The organism is Jatrophihabitans lederbergiae, assembly GCF_031845305.1.
GTDB classification, from domain to species: Bacteria; Actinomycetota; Actinomycetes; order Mycobacteriales; family Jatrophihabitantaceae; genus Jatrophihabitans_A; species Jatrophihabitans_A lederbergiae.
This window is the reverse complement of record NZ_JAVREH010000188.1, coordinates 1-973: the sequence shown is the minus strand read 5'-3', so window position 1 is coordinate 973 and position 973 is coordinate 1. Positions and strand designations below refer to the sequence as shown.

The window sequence follows — 973 nt, the reverse complement described above, 5'->3', positions numbered from 1 at the left end:
TCGGTGGCCTGCGACAGGACCTGGTCACTCCCGCCGCTGATGAGGACGACGCCTTAGAACGCGCCACGCGAGGACGAGTCGTCGCCGGGGAAGTAGCCGGCATCCCGGAGCTGCACCCGGGTGACGCCTCGCCCCGGGGCACGAACTCGGTGCTACCGCTGTCCAAGCGGACCTACCGCGCGCGCACCGCCGCGACCGAGGACGACGTCGACGCCCTCGGTCCGCAGGTCACCGAGGAGATCCGCCGCCGCATCAAAAGCGCCGACCCACACCTCGACGCCGACCTGGCGGACTGGCGCGACCCGGCATGCACCCGGCCGAAGGTGACGCTGCTCGGACCGGTGTCGGTGACAGCGCAGGGCCCGCTGCCCGAACGCAGCCCCCGGCGGTCGTGGAACACCGAGGTCGTGGCCTATCTGGTGACCCGCCCCAACGGGGCGCTGTCGGAGCGGCTGGGTGCCGAGCTGTGGCCCGGCGAAGCCGACATCACCGGCAAGACCAAGGTCCGGCAAGCCGTCGCCATTGTGCGCAAGTGGCTAGGCGAGGACCCCAACGGGCAGGAATACCTGCCCAAGGGCACCACCTCGGGAGTGAGTCAAGGCATCGCCCGCTATCAGATCGTGAACTCCTTGCTCGACGCCGAGCTGTTCCGCCGTCTACGCCTGCGGGGTCTGGCCAGCGGCGAGGACGGCATCGATGACCTATGGGCCGCGCTCGATCTCGTCGTCGGCGTACCCTTTGACCAGCGTCGCCCCGGTGGGTACGGGTGGCTGGCCGAGACCCCGCTGGATCACGAATACTCGGCAATGATCATCGACACCGCCCACACCCTCGCCACACACCACCTCGCCGCGGGCCAACCAGCCCGCGCGGTCGACGCCGCGCAGGTCGCGTTGCGGGCCGGCAGCAGCGAGGACACCCCACTGCTCGACCTAATGATTGCCTTCGACGCCCAAGGCAACCGCGCCGAGGG

Annotated in this window: 1 protein-coding gene; it reads left to right on the top strand. The window is 70.1% G+C overall.

All coding sequences use genetic code 11. The features are described from left to right. Positions 1-973 (top strand): hypothetical protein (locus RM423_RS24905; RefSeq protein ID WP_311425725.1); only part of this gene is annotated, 973 nt, incomplete at both ends.